The sequence below is a fragment of the Arthrobacter sp. P4_F11 genome, assembly GCF_056401395.1.
Map to the genome: position 1 here is coordinate 1 of NZ_JBFUJK010000034.1, position 9,283 is coordinate 9,283.

General features: G+C 54.3%; 6 protein-coding genes and 1 pseudogene. 1 reads left to right on the forward strand and 6 read right to left on the reverse strand.

Annotated elements, in window-relative coordinates:
• Positions 1–367: 367 nt before the first annotated feature.
• Complete coding sequence (locus AC1DRO_RS21025) at positions 368–1,993, forward strand: CHAT domain-containing protein (protein ID WP_476952317.1); 1,626 nt, start codon at positions 368–370, stop codon at positions 1,991–1,993.
• 513 nt (positions 1,994–2,506) lie between these two features.
• On the opposite strand, the gene AC1DRO_RS21030 is transcribed toward AC1DRO_RS21025, so the two are convergent.
• The 6 genes and pseudogenes from AC1DRO_RS21030 to AC1DRO_RS21055 all read right to left on the reverse strand — a co-directional run.
• Complete coding sequence (locus AC1DRO_RS21030; RefSeq protein WP_476952322.1) at positions 2,507–2,863, reverse strand: transposase; 357 nt, start codon at positions 2,861–2,863, stop codon at positions 2,507–2,509.
• Positions 2,778–3,833, reverse strand: a pseudogene (locus AC1DRO_RS21035) (transposase); the annotation flags it as partial. The pseudogene AC1DRO_RS21035 and the gene AC1DRO_RS21030, both read right to left, overlap by 86 nt.
• A 344-nt stretch (positions 3,834–4,177) precedes the next feature.
• Complete coding sequence (locus AC1DRO_RS21040; RefSeq protein ID WP_476952318.1) at positions 4,178–5,137, reverse strand: PD-(D/E)XK motif protein; 960 nt, start codon at positions 5,135–5,137, stop codon at positions 4,178–4,180.
• A complete protein-coding gene (locus AC1DRO_RS21045; protein WP_476952319.1) occupies positions 5,134–7,329 on the reverse strand; it encodes a Z1 domain-containing protein in 2,196 nt (731 codons plus the stop codon). The genes AC1DRO_RS21040 and AC1DRO_RS21045 overlap by 4 nt, the downstream gene beginning before the upstream one ends.
• A 19-nt stretch (positions 7,330–7,348) precedes the next feature.
• Complete coding sequence (locus AC1DRO_RS21050) at positions 7,349–8,881, reverse strand: ATP-binding protein (RefSeq protein ID WP_476952320.1); 1,533 nt, start codon at positions 8,879–8,881, stop codon at positions 7,349–7,351.
• A gap of 20 nt (positions 8,882–8,901) precedes the next feature.
• Positions 8,902–9,283: DNA cytosine methyltransferase (locus AC1DRO_RS21055; protein WP_476952321.1), on the reverse strand; the 382-nt coding region annotated here is incomplete at its 5' end.

Below are 9,283 nucleotides of genomic sequence, written 5' to 3' on the forward strand. Positions count from 1 at the left end.
GACTACTTATTCCGATTTTGAATACACTAGTCTTCCATCGACAGAGAACAATGTCTACTCTTTAGAGACGTCAGATTGTCATCTCTCGATGATACGTTCAGCCCACAGAAATGATAACAGTCAATTTMTCCAACTAGTCAGTCTTCTCGAGCTATGCGCCTGCTATCCGGATGACGCCGATGATATGTGGAACTCAACAGCGTTAGAAAATATTCGAAGTCGAAAGTTCCCGCCGCTGATTGTGCCTGGAGCCTGGCCTAAGACACGTGGAGAGGCGCCTCCGTCATGGGTGATAGAGGCTGTACGCACCCGTGGCGCCCGATTTAGCTATGCAAGCTCAGGGTTCACGCCGGGATGGTTTCTCGTGATGGATTCAGACGAAGTTGAACGGGCAGTAACGAGAGCCGGCTATGAAACAAAATTCGTCTATATCGATAAAGAAGACGGGAAAATATCACTGGGATTCCTTCTTGAATTTCCCGATAAAACTTCAGCACGCATTACTTACACATATCACCTTAGCGATATCGACAGCGTCAACAGTCTCAGCGCAATGCTCTCTATGGGAATTGTCAGAATTGACTTCTACAGCCTCAAAGCCAACTCTTCTCTATGCTGGAGCCATTCCATCGGGCGCCGACTGCCTCCCGAACTGATTACGCGTGGACGCGATGCTGTCCGCAAGTGGCAGCGGGAGTCGGCGCAAATCGACCAAATGCATTGGACCGCTGATCAGAGACTAAGGCAAATGGCGTTGATGGAACGCAACATATTTGAACGTCTGACGATCTCTCAGAAGCTTCTGAGAGAAGATCCGGAGTCGCCCTACAGTGGAGCCTATCGCCGATTCTTGGAAGTTGCACACGTAACCACCGTTCAGCGCTCCTCGAATGGGATCGTGGATGACAGTCTTTACGATGAGGCTGTCAACTTCCTGCACGCAGAAATGGCAAAGGCTACTCCCGCCCTCGACCCTATTGATCTGTCGATATTGCCAAACGAAACGGCATATATTCAGTTCTTTCTCGTTAGCGGTTATCTTCATGCTCTCGTCGCATACTATGCTGATATTGATCATACAATCTGTCAAGAGTTTGAATTCTCAGGAGAAGTACATTTTTCGTTCAGCCCATCAGATGCCAGACAAGTCAGTGACGAATTAGCCTGTGGATTGCTTCGACTTAAATCACTCCAGGAGAATGGAATAAATAGCCTAATCATTTCGCTTGGACCTGACATATACAATTTTCCCTTTCATGATGCCCTGCTAGAACTTGGCTTTCTACGCGTGAGCTACACACATCGCCTTGGGAGTCTTGCCGCACCGCCTGACATTCGACCAGGGGCGGTCGCATGCATCTCCGGGCACGCGGCACCGGAGGGAGATTACTTGGCAGCAGTGACCTACGAACTTGCTGTCCTCCGAAGGATTCACGGTCCTGCGACGGTAAATGGAATGTTGCGTGAGACGCCGGCAATCGTGCACTGGGCAGGGCACGGCCTCCCCGGCTCCGCTGCTTTCGAAGGCGGAATGCGGATGGGCCCCTTGAACGCTGATTTTGTTTCTTCCGCTAAGATTCTGGCAGACTACGATTGCAGTTCAACATCAGTTGTCTTCTTGTCGGCTTGCTCGACTGGGCGCGGTGAATACAGTTTCGATAACCTGGCCGCCGCCGTCCCCTTAGATGTTGCCTTTATAGAGGCAGGAGCAAGTTCAGTCTTGGCGACGAGTGCGCGCGTAAATGACATCGTGTCCGCTTTCTTTGCCATAGTTTTCCACTTTGCCCTAATTAAGTTGAGAATTCCGATCTGGGATGCCTACATCCTCGCTCGAGACTGCACGAAATCTCGGAATCTAGACCCGACCTTAGTTGACCTCCGCATCGTGCTCGAGATGGAATGGTCAACCTGGTGCGAGGACCTGAACCGAGCCATGCACCACGCACCAGATGACTGGAGGCTATTCCGTTTGTCGGGGCGATACTGGAATTGAACCGGGACCAACACTTGGCCTGTAGCCGTTGATCCATATGAAAGGACTTGCTGAGCCGAGGCGGGATGAGTTGGATGCACTCCAGCGCCGTTCGTTCCACTTCCCGTTATTGAACGGCAAGCGGCCGTTCTTGACTGATTGTGCGATGCCAGCCGGAGGTCCTGCTGAGACTTGCAATCAAGGCCGGGATGGACAGAGCCGAGGATTCAAAATATGCCCATTGAACGGCTCCGCTTTTGATGCTTTTAGTGGTTCAGGGCGAACGAGAGTCCCGGACAAGTATTGTGCCCTCCACGCCCGTCCGGGCGGTACTTGTAATGAGGGTAGTCGATTTGAATCTGCCGGCGTTGTGGTAACCGCATGGTGCGTTGTGTAAGCCTGGAGCTGCCGGTCGGGTGTTCGCGGCGAAGACCTCACTCAGGCGTTGGATTACATTGTCAGTGAGCTTCCTCGCCCGAAGGAACAGAATCCGACTATTCAAGGTTCGTGGAGAAATGGATTCCCGGGTGAGTGTCATGCCGCCGTCCGGGCGGCACTTCTCATGAGGATATTCGATTTGTAGTTCCCGGCGTTTCGACAGCCGCGGGCGGTGCGTTGGATGTGCTTGATGCCGGTGTTGTTGGCCTCGACCTTGCTTGTGGTGGCGCCGGTGACGATGAGGACTTCGATCTCGTTCCACCACCGGCAGACGGTGCGGTAGAGCCTTGTTGGTCTCCGGGCGTCCGGCCGCTGCCACGAGCACCTTGAGTTCCTCTTTCGCGGCTGCCGCGTCGGCCAGGGAGTCGGTGTGCAGTAGCGCCGTGAGCTGTTCTTTGACTTTCCACACGGCTTGCAGCTTGCCGGTCGGGTCGTCGGCAGCGAAGACCGCAGCCAGCCGGTGTGGTGCCTTGTCCGAGAGCGAGTCGCCGGCACGCAGGAGCAGCATGCGGTGGGCCCAAGCCTTGTCCACGCCGCGGCCGCGGCGGCTCTTGACCTGCTGGGACAAGTTCTGGCGGGCCTCAGTCACTGCATGGTTGCCCAGGGAGACCAGATGGAATTGATCGACCGCGACAGCGGTACGGGGCAGCCACATCCTCAACGCCTTGCGGAACGCAGCCGACGGGTCGATCGCAACGACCTGAACGCTCAGGCGCCACTGAAGCGGCCGGGCGAAGAGCCAGTAGCCAACTCCCCTGTGGTCCCGGCCATCGACCACGCCCAGGACCTGCCCGGTGTCCAGGTCAACGATCGTCGTCATCCACGGCTCATGCCGGATCCACGTGCTCGACCCAGAGTCCCGGAAGAACCGCACGGACCGGAACCGGTGTTCATCGATGCCCAGCCTCCGCAGCCTGAGCTCATCCACATCCGGCAGGGTCAGAAGGCAGGCTTCGGTCAGCGCGGCGCGGACCATCCACCAGGACACCGCGAACGCAGCAGCGGTCTCGGATACGGCACGGCCGGAGCTGATGACCGCATCAACGACGTGGTCCCGGAGCCGGCCGGTGGACCGGGCACGGCGCGGGAACTGGGCAGTGGAACGAGAGCCGGGAACACTTGGGTTCCTCGCAGTACCAGCGGTACTGCGACCAGAGCACTTCGAGGGGCCGGCGACGGGAATGTCCCGGATCCGCTGGAAGCGCCGTTCCTTCCGCCGCGTCGCGACGACACCGCAGGTAGGGCAGCCCGGTGGCGGATCCGTTCCGACAATGACCCGGCGCCTGCCGTCGTCCAGAACGGTCGCGGAGATGACACGGTAGTCAGGCAGATTGAAGATGCTGGTGGCAGCGTCGGATGCCACAACGATAGGCTCAGTCAAGGCTCGCGGTCCTGTTCCGGTTGAATGCTTAGACACACTCATCCCAGCAGGGCCACGGGCCCCTTCTTTATCTACGACACGGAATCAATTCCCCACGAACCACGAAGAGCCTCTTTATGCCAATCATCACATGAAGGATTCGAAACGTCTCGATTCGCTGCTGTCCATGGGAAACAGCGTCACATAAATCCTACGCGGCTCCGTATTCCGCGCAGAGTTCGAAAAACTACCACACTGGATTGCCAAGAAGTGGTCGACGAGGCAAGGACGATTTTTTGTACCGACTATTCAGTTCTGCTCCATACAGAATAGAGAACGGCTCGCGTCTAACGATCCAATTCTAGCGAGGCGTCTGAGACATCCGTCCGGGTCACTGGGACGTGTATTCAGCTGGGCATTGAAAGAATTTCCCTTAGCCTGCAGTTGTCGACCTGCGACACCTGAGAAAAGTCGGACAAAAACTGCACCCGACTGACCCCCAACGGTAAGACGCCGCGGATGGCGGGGATCTCCTCCGAGTCAAAGAACTGCATTGACTCAAGCGCCGCCTCATAAGCAAATTCGAGATCCAAAAACGCCTGAATCTCAGAACCCAAAGTTTCCGTCGCCATCTCCCAAACCCTCATGGCCGCCCACAGGTCGGTCCCGCACTGAGCGACCAGACGCTGGAGCAACTGACGCCCGGACATACCGTTAGCAACGGGTATTATTTGGACGGACAGGAAGAGCAACTCCCTGCCTGTCAGACCTGATGCCTGATCATATGTGAGCGTGTGAAATCTACCTGCGGTCGACGTCGACTTTACTTCCAGCGCGCGATTCGGGAAAACGAAATCAATAGAATCATTCGATGCGACGTGCCACGCCCTAATGCACCTAGCAGAATCGGCATGTTGGTCAATGAAAAGAAGCTCGCCAAGCAGTCCGATCATAGGACGCTTCGAGGGCGCCTTTCTAAGCGCGAACATACGCACGAACGTGTTAATACTTTCGTCAACTTGTGTTGCACTGGGCTTCGGTCCCACGAGACGACTTAGTGCGCCACAGAGTTCAAGAAAATATCTTCGTACAATATCATCTTCGCTGGTACATCTAATAAGAGCAAAAACTCCCGATACCACCTGACCACCGATGGACACAACAGCCTCATAGTGAAGTATTGCCGATATCCCCTCCAGCTTGTACGTCTGGTTCTGTCCGTGACCGATGTGGCCATGTCGTACAAAGAACGCCGGTCGCCCCTCATAGTCGCGAGCGATCACATAATCGTCATCCTCTAGGAAAAACCCAGCATACCCACCAACTGGAGGACACTCGAGACTAAAAAATCTCTCATAGAGATTCATGCAGGATTCGCATTGGGCACACGCTGCACGTACCAACCTTCAGCAATGCGGGCCGGAACCCAAACGGCGAGCACAGGAACCTGCTCCGCAACTAAATCGCCATTGAATTCGAGATCAATGGAGTGAATTTGAAGTGAAATTCGATCGCCAGCTCCAAAGGCAGCATCCCCATCGTAACGGGTACTACCACTAGGATTTCGACCCTGGAACAACGCCTTGATTGTCAATCCATCCGCGCGCAGGCCACGGACCGTTCGGCCGTGCGGTCTAATGCGATAGACTTCACAGGTTTCCTCACCCTGCTCATCCAACGCCTGCTCCAGCTGAATCAAGAGCCCCGTAACGGACATCGAAATCGATTCGTCAACAGAAGGAATCTCGGTAATTAATTCGATTACCTTGCGGAGAGATACGTTCTCGGCAACCTGATGACGTTGAATCTCACTGATCCCGGAGGGTAGTTGAATTTCGTGAAAGTCCAAATTTGACACAAACGATCGTACGGCGCCACGGCTCTGATCGAGCGATGCAATATCGTGTGCGGGCTTTCTGTCGAAGAACCATTGATCGCTTACTTTATCGGCGACGAAACCTGAGCGAAGAACAGCCTGGCGAGTTGGCCTCATGGTTGGATCGAGAATGAAGGCACGCCGCCATTCGGACAACGGGGTCCCGTCGGACTGTACCTTTTTTAGGCGGGCGCGTATGTCTTTTTCGTGGCTTATGTAGTCAGTAAAAGCGGATCGTAGACCCGCTTCGAGATATACCCGGCAATACCCAAGATAGCTCTCCTTATAGCCGAAGAATCGAGCACGTTGTTGCAAGGTATCCGCGTTGCCCACACCCAGCCCGCGCGGCATATAGGTCACAGTCAATCCTTTGACGGTAAAGCCGCGATCCAGAGCTTGGCCCCCAACCAAAACGAATCCGTTAAAGTCCTTCCATGGAACTCGAGGCGTCCCCTGATTTGCCCGGGTGTTCATTTCCATTACGTTCGTCTTGCTTAGGGCGAGTTTCAAAAACGGCACCAACTCGGAGAGAGGCGGAACGTGGCCCACCGTTCCAATCAAATCCTGACGAGCCTTCTCAAACTCGTACAGGAGGTCATCGAAGTCTTCAGGATTCGTGCGCCGAGCATCGACAATCTCGTACCATGTTCGCCGCAATCGCTCTGACCACTGAACATACAGTTCATGGAGCGTCGTTCCTTGGGAAGGATGTATGAGCATGGAACGACAGTCCGAAAATGTGCTGTCACTCAAGGCCACTGCGAGGCCAAGGTAGAAGATGCGCGTGGCTTCGACGAGACTCGAAGGGACGTCGATATCCAAACCAGCATTTTGGACGATTTCAGAAGACGGAATCGTCTTCACCAGAGTGCTATCTTCGGCAAAGAAGCTGTCTCCACCTGTGTAACCGTTCCCTGGGTCAAGTACATGAACAAAACGCGGGGACAGTGCATCAGCAATGCTTATTAGGAGCGGTGCCTGAGGAGTCGCGGTGTACTGGACGTAGGAAAAGTGTGGAAAGACCTGTCGTAGGCCCATGAGTGTCCGATATGTGGTGGAGCCGTTGGGAAGACGCCGACTCGTGTTGAGGCTTGCTTGGTCGGCTTCATCGTCGACAATCAGCACTTTCATGCCACGCCAGTTCAAACTTGCCAACAGATTTGACAGATTTGTAAGGTGACGATGGTTCTTCAGAACGCTGATGACGGCCGTGCGCCTTCTACCTGTCGGGACATCCTCGTCAGCCCAGTCTGTTTGAAGGCTTTCAAGGATTCTCCCGCTGCTGCCGTCCTCCAACGTTGGGTTCACCAAGAAATGCCAGACCCCCGGTGCTGCGGAAGACAAGTCTTCCCCGAGTCGTCCCTGGCCTTGGTCGAGAAGAATCGTTGAGATTCCCGAAATCACAATTACAAGCGCTACATCATTATCACGAGCCAAGCAAATAAGGGCCTCATAAGACATGGTCTTGCCACTTTGCACTTGCCCAATCACAAGCCCCGTCGTCCCGACAGGAAATTCCGAACCCAAAGAACATTTCGCTAGAATATCGGTTGAATCTCTGCGGAGGTCACTGCGGGCTGCGGGAGGAGCCACGTGCTCTTCAAACCCCAGATATGTAGGTCCGATAGTCGGGGAATAAGTCGGATGGCCCGCCTCTAGTGGGCGAATTACTACTTCAGACATGGTAGTCCTCCCTAAATTCTTACGGATTCGACAACGCTCGGGAAAGTACTTCATTCAAGTTTCGGCCGACGACGCCTGCCATCGGCACACCGGCCTGGCGCGCTAGGACTTCCGATACGACCATAGCCACCGCCATACGAAGAATGACTTCAAGACTCTCGGAATCGCGCTGTCCAAAGCGGACCAAGAACGGATGAGCTGAGTTCAGACGGACAGTGACACGAATGGAACCGGGATCATCCAGCCCGATACTACGAGTAAACCAAGAATGCTCCAAAGGATCCCCGACGATCTCGACCGCCATATCCCAGTTTCGGTCGCCGTGGTCGAATTGTACGCGGCGATGATGCTGAGCCGGAAGCCCTACCAGGATTGCCGGGCTGGCCTCGGCTCCTAGGGCGACGAGCTCATCGACCGCCGCAGGAAGATGCTCTTGGAGCGTAGATGCCGTACTACCAATAGCTTCCTCAGCGTTGCGCTCGAGACTTCGATTGTGTTCAAGCTTGCGAAATCCAAGTGCTTGTTTGAGTAGAGGCATGGGGCTAGCATCTAGTTCTTCGAGCAGTAATTCAAGGAATACATGCTCATTGTCGTCCCACTGGAACCCGTCCTTTGTATGACTTACTGCGAACCCAGAGAGGTGTAGTTCACCGAACAATCTCTGAGATTTGAAAGAGTTGCCAGCACCGAAAATTACACTGGGTCTGTACCCCTCATCCCCGCTGCCTTCTATCACCCTCCCCCTTCGAAACAAGGAGAACCCGGCGTTGCTGTTGCTACCTGTTTCTCGCAGCGCCGCAAATCCAGTAACAGACAAACCCTCGCCAAAATCGAAGTCAATGTCCTTGGACCACACAACGTTCGCACCCTCGGGGTCGCGGTAGTACGGAGCCTTGAGCACCTCTGGAACATCATATTTAAGAGGTACCCCATTTAGATGAAGCTCCAGGTCTCCGCTTCGTACTAGAACCCGGTAGATATCCGTCAGGTGCTGTCGGATCTTGCCCATCGTACGACCGGCCAGAGGGCGATGCAGATTTGAAAGGGTAACCTCCGTGAAATGATCCTCGGGTTTAGCCGGAACAGAGAATATGTCGAGTTGTTCGATCTGATCCTTGACGATACTTGACACATCGAACCGCACGATGTGGGTCTGCTCTTCTCCGATAGCACTCGTCCGAACGGTCCACATCGTTGAAAACCAGCAGGATGCGCTCTTCATACCCATCCCGAATTCTGAAAGACCGCGCGTGTTTGGAGGAATCTGCGCGGCGCGGAAGGCCCTCGGGAAATCTACAAGCGGTATACCACCTGCGTTGTCGCGAATGACGATTTGCCCGCCTTCCACATGACTGACCTCGATAGTCACGACGAGTTTGTACTTATCACCGTGCAACTCCCGTAACGCCGAGCGGCGATCAATCATGCTCTGAACGGCATTGTCAACATATTCCGCAAGTGCATACCAAGGTTTGTAGTTAAGTCTGCTAAGCACCGAGTACATACTTACTCCAGGAACTATGTTAACAGTTTCTGCATTCAGCGATTCCATGCGTCCCCCATCCGCCAACTTCATGAGGCAATTAATTCCTGAACAGCAACTAGCCTGGCATTCGCCGCCGAATCCTTCGGACTCTGACTGTTGTACCTCGCGCCGAGCAATTCCTCAAATATTGCCTGGACCACTTTTGCGTTTACGGCGTTTCCGAGTGCCCGGTACGCGGCCGGTCTGCTATCGGGGAGTTGGATGGACTCAAGACTTTGCAATCGGGAGCACTCTCTCGGAGTCATGTAACGTTTTTCCCACCCAATAATGGGGACCTGAGTGTCCGTCATGGCGATGAGACTAGGAGCTGTACGAGATCGCTTAACTCTTACTCCCGAAGCCCTGAACTGAATTACAAAATTCCAGATGCTCTTATTCTCGCCTTTAGCATTCCATTCAAATTTCTGC

Bases quoted from the DNA above. Each gene is read 5' to 3' on its own strand.
- AC1DRO_RS21025 (WP_476952317.1), top strand. From the start codon at position 368: ATGGATTCAGACGAAGTTGAACGGGCAGTAACGAGAGCCGGCTATGAA.
- AC1DRO_RS21040 (WP_476952318.1), bottom strand. From the start codon at position 5,137: ATGAATCTCTATGAGAGATTTTTTAGTCTCGAGTGTCCTCCAGTTGGT.
- AC1DRO_RS21045 (WP_476952319.1), bottom strand. From the start codon at position 7,329: ATGTCTGAAGTAGTAATTCGCCCACTAGAGGCGGGCCATCCGACTTAT.
- AC1DRO_RS21050 (WP_476952320.1), bottom strand. From the start codon at position 8,881: ATGGAATCGCTGAATGCAGAAACTGTTAACATAGTTCCTGGAGTAAGT.